General features: G+C 35.2%; 12 protein-coding genes. 1 reads left to right on the plus strand and 11 read right to left on the minus strand.

Going from position 1 to position 17347, the window contains the following annotated elements:
* Positions 1–99: 99 nt before the first annotated feature.
* The 11 genes from EGX70_RS03615 to ppc all read right to left on the minus strand — a co-directional run bounded on the left by EGX70_RS03615 (position 100) and on the right by ppc (position 15333).
* Complete coding sequence (locus EGX70_RS03615) at positions 100–786, minus strand: YwaF family protein (RefSeq protein ID WP_000569006.1); 687 nt, start codon at positions 784–786, stop codon at positions 100–102.
* 128 nt (positions 787–914) lie between these two features.
* Positions 915–2135 carry an OFA family MFS transporter gene (locus tag EGX70_RS03620; RefSeq protein ID WP_123947929.1) on the minus strand — a complete coding sequence of 407 codons (1221 nt, stop codon included), beginning with the start codon at positions 2133–2135 and terminating at the stop codon, positions 915–917.
* 186 nt (positions 2136–2321) lie between these two features.
* Positions 2322–3689, minus strand: coding sequence for a UDP-N-acetylmuramoyl-tripeptide--D-alanyl-D-alanine ligase (gene murF / locus EGX70_RS03625; RefSeq protein WP_123947931.1), 1368 nt, complete (start codon positions 3687–3689; stop codon positions 2322–2324).
* Positions 3690–3835: 146 nt separating this feature from the next.
* Complete coding sequence (locus EGX70_RS03630) at positions 3836–4882, minus strand: D-alanine--D-alanine ligase (RefSeq protein ID WP_000032511.1); 1047 nt, start codon at positions 4880–4882, stop codon at positions 3836–3838.
* Positions 4883–5022: 140 nt separating this feature from the next.
* Positions 5023–5619, minus strand: a complete 597-nt coding sequence (recR, locus tag EGX70_RS03635) for a recombination mediator RecR (RefSeq protein ID WP_000966735.1) — start codon at positions 5617–5619, stop codon at positions 5023–5025.
* 14 nt (positions 5620–5633) lie between these two features.
* Positions 5634–7679 (minus strand): penicillin-binding protein PBP2B, encoded by a 2046-nt coding sequence (gene pbp2b, locus EGX70_RS03640; protein ID WP_000934666.1) that lies wholly within the window; start codon positions 7677–7679, stop codon positions 5634–5636.
* Between the two features lie 128 nt (positions 7680–7807).
* Complete coding sequence (locus EGX70_RS03645) at positions 7808–8500, minus strand: phosphoglycerate mutase (RefSeq protein ID WP_000240135.1); 693 nt, start codon at positions 8498–8500, stop codon at positions 7808–7810.
* 176 nt (positions 8501–8676) lie between these two features.
* Positions 8677–9435 carry a triose-phosphate isomerase gene (gene tpiA, locus EGX70_RS03650; RefSeq protein WP_000087883.1) on the minus strand — a complete coding sequence of 253 codons (759 nt, stop codon included), beginning with the start codon at positions 9433–9435 and terminating at the stop codon, positions 8677–8679.
* Positions 9436–9615: 180 nt separating this feature from the next.
* Positions 9616–10812, minus strand: a complete 1197-nt coding sequence (tuf, locus tag EGX70_RS03655; RefSeq protein WP_001040730.1) for an elongation factor Tu — start codon at positions 10810–10812, stop codon at positions 9616–9618.
* Between the two features lie 351 nt (positions 10813–11163).
* Positions 11164–12432, minus strand: a complete 1269-nt coding sequence (locus EGX70_RS03660; protein WP_123947933.1) for an FtsW/RodA/SpoVE family cell cycle protein — start codon at positions 12430–12432, stop codon at positions 11164–11166.
* Positions 12433–12537: 105 nt separating this feature from the next.
* Positions 12538–15333, minus strand: coding sequence for a phosphoenolpyruvate carboxylase (gene ppc / locus EGX70_RS03665; RefSeq protein WP_000019267.1), 2796 nt, complete (start codon positions 15331–15333; stop codon positions 12538–12540).
* A 208-nt stretch (positions 15334–15541) separates the two neighbouring features.
* Here ppc and pepF point away from each other — a divergent pair, with 208 nt between their 5' ends.
* Positions 15542–17341 carry an oligoendopeptidase F gene (gene pepF / locus EGX70_RS03670; protein ID WP_000768691.1) on the plus strand — a complete coding sequence of 600 codons (1800 nt, stop codon included), beginning with the start codon at positions 15542–15544 and terminating at the stop codon, positions 17339–17341.
* Positions 17342–17347: the final 6 nt, after the last annotated feature.

The following is a 17347-nucleotide window of genomic DNA, read 5'->3' on the forward strand; positions in this document are numbered from 1 at the left end:
TTAATAATTAGCGGTCAATCATAAAAATAGCTAAAAATGAAAAACATTATCCAGCTATTTATTTTTTAATAGCTAGATAATATAATAATATTAAAATAATTAAGATTCTTCTGTTTTAAGACTAGCTCTCATTCTCACTTTTTGGAAAATTTGTTTAACAAATAGGACGAGAAAACTTAATAGAGTTGTCACTATAAAAAGGTTTAAAAAGGGATTTGTTATTCCTAGTATTGGTGTCTTCATCATAAAGCCATAATTCCCCCCAGTCAAGAGGTTAATAAAAATCAAAGACATATTAATGAGAAGCGTTAGTTGTATAATCAATTTTGGATTTAATTTGTCCAAATTGGACTGTGTCATCAGATGTAGTAAACTAAGGACAAATAAAGCAAAATGTCCAATAAAGAAGAAAATATTAGTCACATGTAGAAACTGGTAAGGGTAAAAGTCTGGGTGAATCATTGCCAATACTCCACCTACTACTCCTAACAATGCGAAATAATCCTTTAATATTCCAGGCCTCGCCAAGAGAACGACAAACATGCCTATTCGACAATGGTAAAGGGGAAGACTTTCAGATAAAGGCAATTTTGCCCAGAAAAACCAAGTATAAATCGTAATTAACTGAAGTCCTAAAAGGATACTCCAAATAGTTTTATACAAAGGCTTATCTCTATTAACCAAAGTCAGCCACATCAGAAAAGGTAAGACAGATAAAATCAAACTATGGATAAGTAAAGGCATCTGCGGAATCTCTGTTCTGATATTAGAAAAGAATTCTATCATTTTAGTATTATCTTTCTATCATTTTTTTACTAGATACTTAGTATATCAAATTATTTGCTATAAGACAAAACTATTTTTCAAAGAAAAAACTCTTTGGTAAAACCAAAGAATTTTAAATTAGATATATACTACACAACTTTAGTTGTTAATTTTCTTAAATATAGAGATAACAATAATCCGAATAAGAATAAAAAACCCAAAACCATTAATGTCAATTGATAGGAATTTCCCCATGAATATGTCTTTGATAACAATAGGGGCCCAAACAGACCTGCTATTGCCCATGCTGTTAAACTATAACCATGTAAAGTAGCTAATTCCTTTGTTCCAAAAATATCACTTAGATAAGCAGGTAATAAGGAAAAGCCTGCACCATAACAAGTCATTAAAATAGACATTGCTATTGCAAATACAATAGCATTGAATGACAAAAATAAACTAGAAGTCATAATAAAGTTCACAATAAATAATATTATAAAGGTCAACGGGCGTCCAATGTAGTCAGAGAGACTTGCCCATAACAGACGTCCAAAACCGTTAAATATCCCTAGTACCCCTACTAATAAGGCTGCAGATTCTGCGGAATAGCCTGCTAAATCTTGTGCCATTGGTGAAGCTGCTGATATTAAACCTAAGCCACACGAAATATTAATAAACAAAGTCAACCAAATGATGTAAAAGGTTTTTGATTTTATAGCAGCATTTGCTTTTAATCCAGTAATAATTTGTGAATTCATAGCATTCTTTTTACCGTCGTGAGTCAAAATAGTTATTTTTTCCTGAGGTGGTTGTTTAATAAATTGTGAGGCAATCATCATGACAAAAAAATATACTAATCCCAAAATATAAAATGTTTTACCTACACCAATCCTAATCATTAAGGATTGTGCAAGCGGACTTGTTACTAAAGAAGCAAAGCCAAATCCCATAATAGCGAATCCTGTTGCTAGTCCCCTCCTATCAGGAAACCATTTAATAATAGTCGATACTGGAGTAATATAACCTGAACCAAGTCCGATTCCTCCTAAAATACCGTATGCAACATACAGTAACCATAACTGCTGAGTTTCAATGGCTAAACCTGTTAACACATTCCCTGCTCCATATAAAATAGCAGAAATCATTCCCATTATCCTAGGACCAAAACGCTCTACTAAGTGTCCCATAAAAGCTGCAGACATTCCTAGACAAAAAATAGCCAAACTAAAAGCGAATGAAACTGATGAAATATCCCAACCAGTCTCTGAGATGATTGGGTTACGAAACACACTCCAAGCATAAGTTGATCCTAGCATTAAATGTAAAACGACTCCAGAAACCGCAACTACATAACGATTTAAATTTTTCAAACAATCCTCCTAAAAACGAACTTAAGTTTTATTTTTAAAAATATAGTTCGTAATAAACAGATTATCAAAAAACTGAATATATCACCAGTTTTCTGCTTAGCATATCTATTTTCCTCAATAAAACTGAATATTATTCGTGATTAAAAAACCAAAAAGTTAGGGTAACTTGTTACCCTAACACCTCTATTATCCTACTTCAAGAATATCAACTATTTTAGAAAGATTCATTGAGTTAGAACCTTTTAATAATATTTGATCTTTCTCCTTAAGAGTATCTTTTACTTTTGCAAGCAATTGATCAAACTGATCTACTTCTTGATTCTTTTTAAAGAAATACACTTTACCAATTGGGAACATCTGGCTTGCTAATTGAGCCAACCCCTCAATATCCTGGCCATAACAAATCAAAGTATCAATAGAGTCAGGTCTGATACTCATAATCATTTGATTATGTAAATCCACAGATTGTTCTCCCAGTTCTTTCATATCAGCTAAAAGAGCAATCTTCTTTCCACCATCATTATTGGGAATAGCTGAAAAGGTTTCTAGTATCAATCGCATAGCCGTTGGGTTAGCATTGTAAACATCTGATAAAATATCTGCTCCATTGGCTGATTTCTTCCATTCGGTGCGATTACGAGTTGGTTGAAGATTTTCTAGAGCATCCACTATATCTTCTTCTGCTACTGCTAATAATTTTCCAACATAGGCAGCGACCATCGCATTAGTTGCATTGTACTTACCAGGTACTGGTATACGTAATTGGTGCTCCAAAGCATTAGTTTTAAAAGTTAAGGAATGTTTTTCTTCTTTGAGTTCTGTCACTTGCAATTCTTGGTCATGACCAAAACGAATAGTCATCTGGTTTGCTGGAAGATATGGATCAATAATTGGATCTCCCGGTGCAATTAATATGCCATCTGAACTCATACCATCTGTGATTTGCATTTTCCCTTCTGCAATCTTTTCTCGACTACCAAAAAATTCTAAGTGTGCTTCACCAATCAAAGTAACAACAGCAATACGTGGTTTTGCAATTTCAGATAACACATGGATATCTCCAAGATGATCCTGTCCCATCTCCAAAATAATTTTTTCAGTATCTTCTGGCATGTGTAGCACAGTATAGGGTAAGCCAATCTCGTTATTGTAGTTTCCTTGTGTTTTATAAGTCTTATATGTGGTTGATAAGATTGCAGCTATCATATCTTTAGTTGTTGTCTTACCATTTGAGCCAGTTACTGCAATAACATCAACGTTCATCTTTTCAATATAATACTGTGCCAAGACTTGAAATGCTTTAAGTGCATCAGACACTAAAAGATAAGGATGACCCTCTATTTCCTTCTCTGAAATGGTTGCTATTGCTCCATTATCAAAAGCCATCTCTATAAACTCATGTCCATCTCTTGCTCCTTTTAAGGGAAGAAATAAGTCACCTTCACTGATATTACGACTATCAAATTCAATATTTCCCAGGGGAACGTCTTCAAACTCTGATACTTGATTTTTAGCGCCAACTACTTTAGCAACTTCATGCAAACTAAGCTTCATATCATTTCCTTTTCTATTATTTAGCAACAATGTTGTAGATAGTATGCTATCCCTTATAAACGAATATACTCCTAAATTATAACACACTTTCATAACATATCATAGATTTGAAAAAGCTCAACTAAGAAAGACTTAGTTGAACTTTTTTAAATTAAATGACTCTCACGTTTTTCAAACATTTCTTTAGCTAACATAACTAACTTTTCAATCAAATCACTATAAGTTAGCCCCATATTTTCCCAAAGCAGGGGATACATTGACCACTGAGTAAAACCGGGCATTGTATTCAGTTCGTTTAAGAAGATTTGTCCATCTTTCGTCAAAAAGAAATCACAGCGTGATAAACCACAAGCCCCGATTGCTTTAAAAGCTTTACTTGCATATTGACGCATTGCTTCCATAGTTGCTTCATCAACTTTAGCTGGAATATCCATAATAATTTTATTATCAATATATTTGGCGTCATAGTCATAGAAATCGACGTCTTTAACGACTTCGCCAGGAAAAGTTGTCTTAACATCATTATTGCCTAAAATACCTACTTCAATTTCACGAGCTGTCACGCCTTGTTCAATCAAAATACGGCTATCATACTTGAGAGCTAAGTCAATTGCAGAGCGAAGTGAGGATTCATCTGTCGCTTTTGAAATACCTACTGATGACCCCATATTAGCCGGTTTTACAAAAATTGGGAAACTTAAAGTTTCTAAAGAGAGTTTAATCGCATGTTCCAAATCATCACCCTCAAAATAAGTTTGATATGCAACCTGAGGTACACCTACTGTTGCAAGGACTTGTTTTGTTGTAATTTTATCCATAGCCACGCTTGAAGATAGAATATTAGTCCCAACATAAGGCATCCTTAAAACTTCTAAAAATCCTTGGATAGAACCATCTTCCCCCATTGGTCCATGTAAAACGGGGAAAACAATTGCATTATCATCATAGATATCACTTGGACGAACCATTTTGTCTAAATCAACAGTTTGGTTTGTCATTAACTTTTCATCTGAAGATGGCATTTCATCAAATTCTTGTGTTTTAATAAATTGACCTACTTGCGTGATAAAATAAGTTTTAACAAAAAATTTATCATAATTAATAGCACGCATGACGCTTTCTGCAGACAGTACAGATACTTCACGTTCCGCAGAGCGACCACCGTAAAGCAAGATCAATGTTTCTTTTGACATATTTCTTCTCTTTTCTATCTAATCTAAGATTGACCTTTTAATAATACCATATTTTAACCTAACTTTCAAAAATCAATCCACTTAAAGTTAGTATTGTAAAAGAAAAAGTTAGGAGATTCCCAACCTTTTCTTTATAACAATTATAACTCTGTACGATTTTCGATTGCTCGAAGCAAGGTTACTTCATCTGCATATTCGATATCTGAACCAACAGCTAAACCTCTCGCTAATCGTGTCACTTTGATACCAGCTGGTTTTAAGACTCGTGAAATATACATTGATGTAGCTTCACCATCAGCAGTCGCATTGGTAGCAACAATAACTTCTGTCACCTGACCATCCATCAATCGAGTAATTAAACTTTTCAAATTAATGTCATCAGGGCTAATACCATTCATAGGTGAAATTAAGCCATGTAAGACATGATACAAACCATTATACTCTTGAATTTTTTCCATAGCTGACACATCTTTACTATCTTCAACAACCAAGATAACAGACTGGTCACGCGTCTTATCTGTACAAATTAAGCAAGGATCATCATCAGTCAAATTACCACAAACAGAACAATAGGTTAATTCCCGCTTAGCAGCTAATAAATTCTTAGCAAATTCATTAACATCTTCATCACTCATACCAATGGTGTAAAAAGCTAAACGTGTTGCTGTTTTAGTACCTATACCCGGTAATTTTGAAAAGCTGTCAATCAATTTAGCAATTGGTGTTGGGTAAAGCATTCAAATGTCCTCTCTTATTGTCCTGTGAACTGTGAAATATATTGATCAATCATATCTCGTGCAACTAATTGATGGGATTTTGTTGTATCAGTTGTAACATGCGGATACATTACCGCTACTGCTATTTTACGATTAGTATCGTAGGCAATAGCGTTTAAGTTGTAGGTAGAAACTGTTTGTCCATTTACATTTTTAGCAAATGTTTCAGCGGTACCAGTTTTACCACTAATGGTTGTCACATTCCCCCTCATTGACGTACCAGTTGCATAGCCACTTCCACTATTGACAACGTTATAAAAACCTTCTTGAATAATGGCTAACTCTTGATCTGAGATAGCTATCTTATTTAGTGTTTTAGGAGTGATTGAACGAACCAATTGAGCGAACTTATTAGAATCATTCCCTTCATAGATATCTGAAACCACGTGAGGTGCTAAACGATTCCCATTATTCGCAATAGTTGAGATATACTGACCAAGTTGCATTGGTGTATAGGCATCATACTGACCGAACGATTCCATTAGAGTTGTTCCTAAGCTGTATTTTCCAGGTACATAACCTTCTGATTCAGGTAAATCTAATCCTGTAGAAACCCCTAAACCATATTCGCCGTAAGTTTTCCTTAGTTTAGCCATTGCTTCTTGATAGCCTCGATCAGTTAAAGCATCTCCTGTATTATAGTCTTGTCCCATTAAACGAAGTGCTACTTGAACCATATAAGTATTAGATGAATACTCTAGCGCTTGTGCCGCAGATATTGGAGTCAAACCTCGTGTAAACCATGACCGTATATTAGCAATTTCTTGGTCATAAAGCACTTCATTTCCTCTAAGAACTTTATTTTCCCATCCTGATGATAGCGTCGCACCTTTCACAACAGATCCTGGCGTGAAATTCTTAGCAATAGTGCCTAGGCTGTCATCAACTAAATTCCCATGATCATTTTTCAGACCAGCCATTGCTAACACTTTACCAGTTGAAGGTTCTATAGCAACTGCATACATCCCTTCGGAAAAACTAGCGCGTCCACTAGATAATTCACTGCCATAGTATTGTTTCAAGATACTTTCTACTTTGTTTTGGTAATTAAGATCAATCGTTAATTTAAGATTTCTTCCTGACTTACCTTCTTGCGTAATATTATCTGAAACAACTTTACCTTTTTTATTAACAACTACTTTGCGAATTTGTCTGATTCCTTGTAAGTCATCTTCATATTGTTTTTCAAGGTAAGAAGTTCCCACTCGGTCATTCAGTGAATAGCCTTTTTTCAAATATTTTTTAACTTCTTCTCTTGGTAAACCTGCCTTTTCTGTAGAAATAGTACCTAATATATCCGATAAAGAAGTTCCTTTTTTACGACGATGCCAATTACTTGTTACAGAAATTCCTAACAGTTCCTTCTTATCAGCATCCAGTTTCTTGATTTGATCATCACTTAATTCGCCTGTACTTAATTTCACTGAACCAAACGTTGGTGTCGCATTCATTTGGTTAAATAAGGCAACCACTTTTAACTCATCTTCAGAATAGTTAATAGCGCTCACTGGAACTGCAGCAACTGCATTTGCATATACGGTTGATTCGGCTAGATGGTTACCAAATTTATCGTAACGTTTAGAATCTGGTAAACTTTCAACAACTTTTTTGTAGTTGGCTTTATCTGCTAAATAATAATCTCTCTTTGCTCTATCGCTTGAAGCAACTTCGGTTAAGGTAATGTAATGTGATAATTTATTCGCTAACTCTTTGATAGACTGAGATGAAATATTGTTTCCTCTAGAAAACGCCACAGTAGGACGTTCATCATTTTCAACTAAGACAACTCCCTTAGCATCAAAAATCTGACCTCTCGCTTTTGATTCTTTCACTGTATAACTCGTAAGAGCTGTCAGTTTTTTCATGTAAAATGATTGTTGCCCAATCTGCATTTGCTCTAAACGAAGAATTAGAACAGTAAATAATAAAACAATAATAAAAAATAGAAGATTTAATCGTCTAGGTATGCTAGCATTTTGCTTTTTTACAGTGAGACGATACCTTTTTTTACGATTCAACATTAACTCCTTGCTATAAAAACTCTGACTACTATTGTATCATAAAAATGGTTTTTTACAGACACTCAAAATGTTATAAATAATAAAAAATTCAAGCCAACTTGGCCTGAATTTTTTATATAAAGATTAGATTATTTACCTAAGTAATATTCTGAAACAAGGTTTAATTTTTCATCAAATTCGAAAACAAGTGGTGGGAAGTTAGGAATTTCAACGTCCATGATTTCATCATCTGACAATTGTTTGATATGTTTTACAAGAGCACGGATTGAGTTACCGTGTGCACCAACAAACACATTTTTACCATCTTTAAGAGCAGGAGCAATTTTATCTTCCCAGAAAGGAAGAGCACGCTCTAAAGTAACTTTTAGGTTTTCTGCATCTGGAATAACAGAATCATCTAGTGAAGCATAGCGACGATCAGTATGTGCTGAATGTTCATCATCTTTAGCCATATCTGGAGGCAATACATCATATGAACGACGCCAAATATGAACTTGCTCATCACCAAATTGTTCAGCTGCTTCTGCTTTATTTTTTCCTGTCAATCCACCGTAATGACGTTCGTTCAAGCGCCATGATTTTTCAACTGGTACCCAAAGTTGATCAGCTGCTTCAAGGGCAAGGTTAGTTGTTTTGATGGCACGTTTAAGAACTGATGTAAAAGCAAGGTCGAACTCAATACCTGCTGCTTGAATTAATTTCCCAGCATCAATAGCTTGTTGTGTACCTTTTTCTGAAAGATCTACGTCAGCCCATCCAGTGAAAAGGTTAGCTTTATTCCACTCAGATTCACCGTGGCGTGCGAATACTAATTTTACCATTAGAAAATTTCTCCTTTAATTTTGGCTATACCAATATTTACTTTAACTATTCTACAAAAAATAGCCATAAAAATCTAGTCTGATTACTAGTTCAATAATCAAAAATAGCTTATTATTAACTATCTATAAGAAAAGGCATATCACCTAGAGTGCTATGCCTTTAGATATCATGTGATTTATTTAACAAAATCTAATAAGGCAAGGAAGCTTTCTGCTTCAAGTGAAGCTCCACCTACAAGGGCACCGTCAACGTCTGGGCAAGCCATATATTCTGCAACGTTTTCAGGTTTAACTGAACCACCGTATTGAACGCGAACTTTGTCAGCAACTGCTTGACCGAAGTCTGCTGCAACAACGTCACGAACTGCTTTACACATGTTTTGTGCGTCGTCTTGAGTTGCTGATTTACCAGTACCAATAGCCCAGATTGGTTCGTAAGCGATAACAAGTGATGATACTTGCTCTTCTGACAAACCTGCAAGAGCTGCTGAAACTTGAGCACCTACGAATTCAACCGCTTTACCAGCTTCGTAAGTTTCAAGAGACTCACCGCAACAAATGATTGGAGTCAAACCATTAGCAAAGATAGCTTTTGCTTTTTTGTTGATATCTTGGTCAGTTTCATGGAAATAATCACGACGTTCTGAGTGACCGATAACAACGTAGTCTGTACCCATTTCAGCCAATACTTTAGGGCTGTTTTCACCAGTGAATGCACCTGAATTCTCAAAATAGCTATTTTGAGCAGCGATTTTCAATTCTGAACCTTTAGCTGCTTCAAGAACTGTTGATAAAGTAAGCGCTGGAGCAGCAATCCCTGCTTCAACAAGTTCTGATGATGGTAATTTAGAAGCTACTGCTTCGATGAATGCTTTTGCTTCTTCTGGATTTTTATTCATTTTCCAGTTACCAGCGATAAATGGTTTACGTGACATTACACATACCTCTTCTTTTTTTATTTACTAATCTATCATACCATAAATTATAGTTAATTAAAAGTTTCACGAGTCTAGTAAAACGCTTTAATTATAGATACTAAAAAAGAGTCCCTGAGGACTCTTCACAATTTGAGCTGTCTGACTCTAACTGCCGTTTGGGAACTTAATTAAGTTAAATTAAGCTTCGATTTCTGAAACGATACCTGAACCAACAGTACGTCCACCTTCACGGATTGAGAAAGTAGTACCTTGTTCTACGGCGATTGGGTGAATCAATTCAACTTCGATAGTAACGTTATCACCAGGCATAACCATTTCTGTTCCTGCTGGAAGTTCGATTGAACCTGTTACGTCAGTTGTACGGAAGTAGAATTGTGGACGGTAGTTGTTGAAGAATGGAGTATGACGTCCACCTTCTTCTTTAGAAAGGATGTAAACTTCACCTTTAAATTTAGTGTGTGGGTTGATTGAACCTGGTTTAGCAAGAACTTGACCACGTTCGATTTCATCACGTTGAACACCACGAAGAAGAACACCAACGTTGTCCCCTGCAAGACCTTCGTCAAGTTGTTTACGGAACATTTCAACACCAGTAACAACTGCTTTTTGGATATCTTCTTTAATACCAACGATTTCAACTTCGTCGTTGACACGAACAGTACCACGGTCGATACGTCCTGAAGCAACTGTACCACGTCCAGTGATTGAGAATACATCTTCAACTGGAAGAAGTAAAGGTTTGTCAGTATCACGTTCTGGTTCTGGAATGTACTCATCAACAGTGCTCATCAATTCCATGATGATGTCTTCGTATTTTTCGTCGCCTTCAAGTGCTTTAAGAGCTGAACCTTGGATAACTGGAAGGTCATCACCTGGGAAGTCGTATTCTGAAAGAAGGTCACGAATTTCCATTTCAACCAATTCAAGCAATTCTTCATCATCAACAAGGTCAACTTTGTTCATGAATACGATAAGGTGTTTAACACCAACTTGACGTGAAAGAAGGATGTGCTCACGAGTTTGTGGCATTGGTCCATCAGTTGAAGCAACTACAAGGATAGCTCCGTCCATTTGAGCAGCACCAGTGATCATGTTTTTAACGTAGTCCGCGTGTCCTGGAGCGTCGATGTGGGCATAGTGACGTTTTTCAGTTTCGTACTCAACGTGTGCAGTGTTGATTGTGATTCCGCGTTCGCGCTCTTCTGGAGCAGCATCGATAGAAGCGTAATCTTTTGGTTGGTTAACTGAAGTAGGCAAGCGACGTGCCAATACAGTTGTGATAGCTGCTGTTAAAGTAGTTTTACCGTGGTCAACGTGTCCGATTGTACCAATGTTAACGTGTGGTTTACTACGATCGTATTTTTCTTTTGCCATTTTAGGAAAAGCCTCCAATAAAATATATTTTATAGATAGACGGTAGGCAATACAGTCTAACTTTACTTATCTATTTTAACAAAATCCTCTAAAAAAGCAAGTATTTTATGCTTTTTTGCTTATTTCTTTATTTCCTTAAAATTCGGGTAAGATTGATTGAGGCATTTGTTATCTCTTATATGTATTTTTTAGTAGTTATCATATAATCATATTGTTAAATACATCCTAATTTATAGTATTAGAATATTAATAGACACTTCTTTTCTTCAAATATCTTCTCTCTATTAATTAGAGTTTAAATTTCAAAAAATACAAAAATCGAGATAAAAATCTCGATTTTTGTTTGGATGATTATTTAAAGGCATCAAGGTTGATTATTTTTTCATTTTTTTCTTGTGGCTTATATTGCTCTTCTGCTTCTTTCATTATGAGTTCCTTTTTCTCGTTAGCATCAATATTAAGCACGAATCCGATAGCTACAGAAAGTACCAAGAGGCTGTTCCCTCCTTGGGATAAGAAAGGAAATGTCACTCCAGTTGAGGGGATTAACCCAGAAATACCACCAATGTTAACAAAAACTTGCATCAATAGCATTGCTCCAATACCAAGAGCGATCATTGAGTTGAAAGGATCTTTAGCCTTTATACCTACGTGCATAATACGTAAAATTAAGAAGAAAACCAAAGCTAAAATAAACCCTGCACCAATAACTCCTAATTCCTCAATAACAATTGAAAAGACAAAGTCTGTTGTTGCTTCTGGTAAGTACCCTAATTTTTCAATAGAATTCCCAAGTCCTCGACCAAACCAGCCACCGTTGCTCATTGCATAATACGAATTAGCCAACTGGTGTCCTGAATCTGTTAAATCTTTAAATGGGTCAAAAAAAGCATTAAATCGCTTAGCTACATAACCAAAGACAGGGACTTTAGCCATTGTCTCAACTCCAACAACTGCAATAGTTCCGATAAATAAAGTTGACCCCACGACGATTAGACCAAGTAAAGCTGAAAACCATCGATAACCAATACCACTAATACAGTACATAATAATGACCGTTAGAACAATTATCGAACCATTTCCTAAATCAGGTTGTGCAATTACCAAACCAATCATAAATAAAGAATAAAATCGCCAATCTTTTAGGTCGCTTAGTGATCTCGGAAGCCATCTCCCTTTTGTCAAAGCTTGATAATCATATATTTCTATCTTTTTTTGCCTTCGAGCAAAAGTAAACGCTAAATACCATACAATGATAACTTTTAAATATTCAGCAGGTTGAAAACTAATAGGACCAATAACAATCCAACCATGTGCTCCATTAACTTCTTGTGTAAAAAAGCGCGCTATTAGTAGTAAAAATACTTCTACCAATACTGCCATAGTCAACACTTTAGAATTTTTCCAAAAATTTAGTTTCAGTTTATAGATAAAGATAATTGCAACCAAACTGACTGCCCAAAAGACACCCTGGTTGATTACTGAACGAAAAGGGTTAGCTCCAAGCTGAATTAGAGTTGCACTAGTTGTCGAATAAATTACAATTAAGCCTAGAATAGACAATATCAAATAGGGAATGAGGATGGAATAATTCAGAAGATGCCTTTTATCAATTTTCATATTGTATTATTTCCTTTAATATATCAAAAAATTACCATTATGCATTATATCATCTTTCGAAGTAAAGTAAAAGGGAGAATAGCAATGATCCTCCCTCTATCAATATTAACCTGAATTTCGTAAACCTGTTGCAATACCATTAATAGTAATATGAATCAACTTCTCATAGTCTTCATCTAGTTGGTTACTACGAAGACGTTTAATCAATTCAATTTGAACATAATTCAAAACATTGAAATATGGCAAACGATAATCTAAACTTGCATGTAACATTGGGTTTTCTTCTAATAAATTATCATGCTGTTCAATAGCTAAAATCATATCTTTAGTTAACTGCCATTCATTAAGGATGATATTAAAAACATCTCGAACTTCTTTACTTCCAGCTAACTGAGCATACTGAAGCGCAATATTCATATTTGATTTTGATAAAACCATATCTACATTAGATAAAAGAGAATTAAAGAATGGCCATTTTTGATACATGGTTTGTAATTTTGCTAAGTTTGCCTCATCTTGTTCAATAAAGTGCTTGAAGGCTGATCCAACACCATACCATCCTGGAAACATAATACGATTTTGTGACCATGAAAATACCCATGGAATTGCACGTAAACCTGAAATTTCTGTAATTGTTTTACGTGCTGCTGGCCGAGAACCAATATTTAAACTTGATACCTCTTTAATTGGACTTGCTTCAAAGAAATAGTCATAGAAATAAGGATTATCAAAAACTAAATTTCTATAAACGGCATTACTTTCAGACACAATACCATCCATTGTCTCACGGAAATTATCAATTTCATTAGGGTTAGTAATCATACGTGTTACCATGCGGTCTATGGAAGCTGAAATAAGCATTTCAAGGTTATAATAGGCTGCATCTTGATTACCATATTTATTCTCAATGATTTCACCTTGCTCTGTTAGGCGAATTCGATCTTTGATTGAACCAAAAGGTTGTGATGTGATAGCTTCATAAGATGGACCACCACCACGACCAACAGTTCCACCACGACCGTGGAAAAATGTGATTTTAATACCGTTTTCTTCACCTATTTTTGTTAGCTCATTTTGAGCTTTATATAGAGTCCAACCAGATGATAAATAGCCACCATCTTTATTACTATCTGAATAACCTAGCATTATTTCTTGATAATTGTTGTTAGTAGCAATCCATTTTTTAACTAATTCATAATGTAGATACTGGGTCATAATATCACGTGAATTATCCAAATCTTCGATGGTTTCAAATAACGGTACAATCTGAATACGAGCTTGATTGGCATCAATTAGTCCAACTTCTTTTAACATGATAGCTAACTCAAACATATCCGAAACGCTCTCTGTGTGAGAAATGATATGCTGGTTTATAATGTCTTCACCCAATTGATCTTTTAACTCACGTGCTGTTTGGAAAATAGCCAATTCTTTTTGAAGTAACTCGGATTTAGGAGCATGCGTAGAAGATAATGTTCTAGGATCTTCTGTTAATTCTTTTAAGAGAAGTTGACATTTTTCTTCTTCTGAAAGAGAACTGTAATCATCTACAATATTGGCAGACTTCAATAATTCTGCTACACAAGCTTCATTAATACTAGAATCTTGACGCATATCAATAGTAGCTAAATAAAATCCAAAGATATCTACTGCTTGAATAAGACAAGCTAATTCGCCATCAACAAGAGAATCTTGTCCATATTGAACTAAAGATTGCTTCACAAGTAACAAATCTTGTTTAAACTCCTCAGCAGTAGCGTATGCTGGTAGTTCTTCTGTCTGTATGTCAGAAGCTACTTGAGCGATATGTGATTTTATATACCTTCCTACAATATCAGAAGATTCTTGGCGACTAACAAATTTCTCTTTTGGGGAAGAACCAACTTTTAAATTTAGTAGGGTTTGTACCAGTTTATCTTGGATAAAATTGAAAGCTTTACGGTAAGGTTCATTTTCCCTATATACCGAATTATCTTGTGACTGGTTTGCCAATGTAACAAGTTCGGGAGAGACTTCAGTTAGATTTATTGAAAGTGACATATTACGATAAAGTTCATTTAGCTGCTCAATATAATGGTTAATAATCACTTCACTTTGTACCATAGCTGATAATCTTAGTGTCTCAGCAGTTACAAAGGGATTGCCATCTCTATCACCACCAATCCACATCCCCATAGTCAGAGGCTTAGGATTCTCCAAGTGAATACCTTTTTTAGCTGCCAGTGCCTTATATTCTGCTGTTAATTTGGTAACTGCTTTAATAAGAGAACGGTTGTAATATTCCATTACATTGGTTATCTCATTTTTGACTTTCAATTTTTTCTCGCGAATAGTGTCTGTTTGCATGATAATGCCGATGTAACGACGCAAGTCAGCATACCATTTTTCTTGATTCACGATTCCTGCCTTGACATCTCTGTATTTACGTAATAAATCATGAATCTTAGACGTTAATTCGAGCACCGTTTTACGCTGCACCTGAGTAGGATGAGCTGTTAGCACAGGCACAACATTGACGTGTTCAAGAATATCTTTAGCATTTTCATGGCCAGCTACAACATCAATAGTCGTTGATAACTTTCCTAGGTAATCTTGGTTAAGATTATTTTTATAATTAATTTCATATGCTAAATCAACGTCTTCTGAAATATTAATTAAGAGCGGCAAAATAGAGAAGTAACGAGAAACAATAACCATCTCCTCGTTGCTTAAAGCCGAAATAGTTTCCTTCAGACCAGTATAATCGTCAGTTAATGATAATGAAACTATTTTTTCAATCTTGTCAAATGATTCACTACCAATCAATTTTTGCGTTGCTTCATCCAAAAGCTGCTTCAGTAAACCGACCTCTTCGGTAATGATTTCTTTATTGCTACTACTTTCTAATTTCGGGTGGGACAAACCATCACTTCCTCTCTTAAATCTCACTACTATGATACCATTTTAAAGTAAAAAGTAAACCATTCTAGGATTTTTAGATAGAATTTTCAGATTTTTACTTATTTATGACAGTAATCAGTTTTTCTTGTTCGACTTTTTTGATATACTGAGGATAATTGAGATTAACTGATTAATTGTTAATTAACAACTATTATTAAAGGAGTATCGCATGAAACTTAAAAAACGCTCTGAATTCCCTGAAAATGAACTTTGGGATCTGACTGCTCTCTACAAAGATCGTCAAGATTTTTTACTGGCTATTGAAAAAGCTCTTGAGGATATCAAGGTTTTCAAAAAAAATTACGAGGGAAAACTTAATTGTGTTGAGGATTTTACTAGTGCCCTTATGGAAATCGAGCATATTTATATCCAGATGAGTCACATTGATACGTATGCTTTTATGCCTCAAACTACTGACTTTAGCAACGAAGAGTTTGCACAAATTTCTCAAGCAGGATCAGACTTCGCAACTAAAGCTAATGTACTACTTTCTTTCTTTAATACTGCCCTAGCAAATGCAGATATAAAGATTTTAGATTCTTTAGAAAATAACCCTCATTTCAAAGCAACTATTCGCCAAGCTAAAATTCAAAAGCAACACTTATTAAGTCCAGAAGTCGAAAAAGCTTTGACAAACTTAAATGAAGTCCTAAATACACCATATGATATTTATACTAAAATGCGTGCTGGCGATTTTGATATGGAAGATTTTGAAGTTGACGGAAAAACCTACAAAAATAGTTTTGTAACTTATGAAAATTACTTTCAAAATCACGAAAATGCAGAGATACGTGAAAAATCCTTCCGTTCATTCTCGAAAGGTCTACGTAAGCACCAAAATGCTGCAGCTGCGGCTTATCTTGCAAAAGTCAAATCTGAAAAGTTAATTGCTGATATGCGTGGTTACGATAGTGTTTTTGATTATCTTCTTTCCGAACAAGAAGTTGACCGTTCAATGTTTGACAGACAAATTGATCTTATCATGGATGAATTTGGTCCAGTAGCTCAACGATTCCTCAAACATATCGCCGATGTTAATGGTATTGAAAAGATGACTTTTGCAGATTGGAAATTAGACATTGATAACGAACTTAATCCCGAAGTAAGTATCAATGATGCTTATGACTTAGTAATGAAATCAGTTGCTCCTTTAGGAAAAGAATATTCTCAAGAGGTTGAGCGCTATCAAAAAGAGCGTTGGGTTGATTTTGCAGCTAACGCTAATAAAGATTCTGGAGGATATGCTGCGGATCCTTACAAAGTTCATCCCTATGTACTCATGAGCTGGACGGGGCGTATGAGCGATGTCTACACACTTATTCATGAGATTGGACATTCTGGTCAATTTATCTTCTCAGATAATCACCAAAGTTTTTTCAATACTCACATGTCCACTTACTATGTTGAAGCTCCATCTACTTTTAACGAACTTTTACTTAGTGACTACTTAGAAAACCAATTTGATACAGCACGTCAAAAACGCTTTGCTCTTGCACATCGCTTAACTGATACTTACTTCCACAATTTCATTACTCACTTACTTGAAGCTGCTTTCCAACGTAAAGTTTACACTCTAATTGAGGAGGGAGGAACTTTTGGAGCAGAACAATTAAATGCTATTATGAAGGAAGTATTAACACAATTCTGGGGAGATGCTATTGAAATAGATGACGATGCCGCTTTGACATGGATGAGACAAGCTCATTACTACATGGGGCTCTATAGCTATACTTACTCTGCTGGATTAGTAATCTCGACAGCCGGCTATCTCAATCTCAAAAATAATCCAAACGGAGCAAAAGAGTGGTTAGCATTCTTGAAATCTGGTGGGAGCCGTACCCCTTTAGAAACAGCTCTATTAATCAGTGCTGATATTTCTACTGATAAGCCTCTGCGCGATACTATTAATTTCTTATCTAACACTGTAGACCAAATTATTAATTACAGTAATCTTATTGAGCAAGGCTAAACTACA

The sequence above is a fragment of the Streptococcus sp. FDAARGOS_522 genome, assembly GCF_003812445.1.
Classification (GTDB): domain Bacteria; phylum Bacillota; class Bacilli; order Lactobacillales; family Streptococcaceae; genus Streptococcus; species Streptococcus agalactiae.

What these genes read in the sequence shown, in the direction of transcription:
- EGX70_RS03660 (WP_123947933.1), bottom strand. Translation starts at nt 12,432, where the DNA reads ATGAAAATTGATAAAAGGCATCTTCTGAATTATTCCATCCTCATTCCC.
- recR (WP_000966735.1), bottom strand. Translation starts at nt 5,619, where the DNA reads ATGCTTTACCCAACACCAATTGCTAAATTGATTGACAGCTTTTCAAAA.
- tuf (WP_001040730.1), bottom strand. Translation starts at nt 10,812, where the DNA reads ATGGCAAAAGAAAAATACGATCGTAGTAAACCACACGTTAACATTGGT.
- murF (WP_123947931.1), bottom strand. Translation starts at nt 3,689, where the DNA reads ATGAAGCTTAGTTTGCATGAAGTTGCTAAAGTAGTTGGCGCTAAAAAT.
- tpiA (WP_000087883.1), bottom strand. Translation starts at nt 9,435, where the DNA reads ATGTCACGTAAACCATTTATCGCTGGTAACTGGAAAATGAATAAAAAT.
- EGX70_RS03630 (WP_000032511.1), bottom strand. Translation starts at nt 4,882, where the DNA reads ATGTCAAAAGAAACATTGATCTTGCTTTACGGTGGTCGCTCTGCGGAA.
- EGX70_RS03615 (WP_000569006.1), bottom strand. Translation starts at nt 786, where the DNA reads ATGATAGAATTCTTTTCTAATATCAGAACAGAGATTCCGCAGATGCCT.
- EGX70_RS03645 (WP_000240135.1), bottom strand. Translation starts at nt 8,500, where the DNA reads ATGGTAAAATTAGTATTCGCACGCCACGGTGAATCTGAGTGGAATAAA.
- pbp2b (WP_000934666.1), bottom strand. Translation starts at nt 7,679, where the DNA reads ATGTTGAATCGTAAAAAAAGGTATCGTCTCACTGTAAAAAAGCAAAAT.
- pepF (WP_000768691.1), top strand. Translation starts at nt 15,542, where the DNA reads ATGAAACTTAAAAAACGCTCTGAATTCCCTGAAAATGAACTTTGGGAT.